Here is an 816-nt window from a genome sequence, read left to right as displayed (position 1 = left end):
CCTGTGGATGGTCGGCACAGAACTCCTGCGCGAACTCGGCGGCCAGCTGATCGGGGCTCGTTGTCGTCGCCCGATGGGCCGCGAGCCCGGGCCAGGTATGCCCGAACGGAGCCGTGACGGCGAAGCGCCTGTCGGTGTCGAGCATGTCGTCTTCTCTTCGTCAACGGCTGTATAGGTCGCCCACCATCGTGCGAGGAGGCTGGCAGAGTCGTGGCGTGCAGGGGAGGTCATCTGCTCGGGAAAGACCTCTCTGGATCCCCACGGACGGAATCCGCCGTCGTTCGGATCCAGCGAGTCGAGCAGCAGCGGCAAGAGGCCGCAGCGCCCGTGTTCGGCGTGTATCCGCGTCCACAGCTCGGCCGTGGCCGGCTCGTCGCTGGGCCAGAGGGGTGGTACATCTCCGTCACCCTCGTTGGACGTGACCATCCGACCGGGCAGAAGACTCAATCGGTTTTCGGGGTGCAGGGGGTGGATGCTGGCGCCGTGACCGGGAGGTATCACTGAGCGGGGCCCATCACTCGATCGCGGAACTGCTGGAAAGCGTGCCAGCCGGACGTCTGCCCCGGAGTGATCAGGTTCCCTTCGGCGCAGTCGAGCGCCTTGCACCGCAGAGCCTCGGCAAGACGGAGGACGGGCGTCAGCACATCGTCGCCAGAGCCCCGGATGTGGAGCATGACGGATTCCACCGGGTCTTCTGAGCCGATGTTGAGTTCGTTGGACCTCGTGGGGTTGGAAATTTCACCCCACTCGGGGTCCGAGAGATCAACATCGGGAACTGCCTGGGTGACAGCCGCGAGTACGTCGCCTCGCCTGCCG

At 65.8% G+C, this 816-nt stretch carries 1 protein-coding gene; it reads right to left on the bottom strand.

The annotated features are described in order from the left end of the window. Positions 1 to 497: 497 nt before the first annotated feature. A partial coding sequence (locus tag LPA54_RS33500) for a hypothetical protein (RefSeq protein ID WP_228984485.1) occupies positions 498 to 816 on the bottom strand: 319 nt, incomplete at its 5' end.

The organism is Streptomyces sp. DH12, assembly GCF_020873895.1.
Lineage (GTDB): Bacteria > Actinomycetota > Actinomycetes > Streptomycetales > Streptomycetaceae > Streptomyces.
The sequence above is the reverse complement of the archived record's forward strand: the minus strand, read 5'-3'. Positions and strand labels throughout refer to the sequence as shown.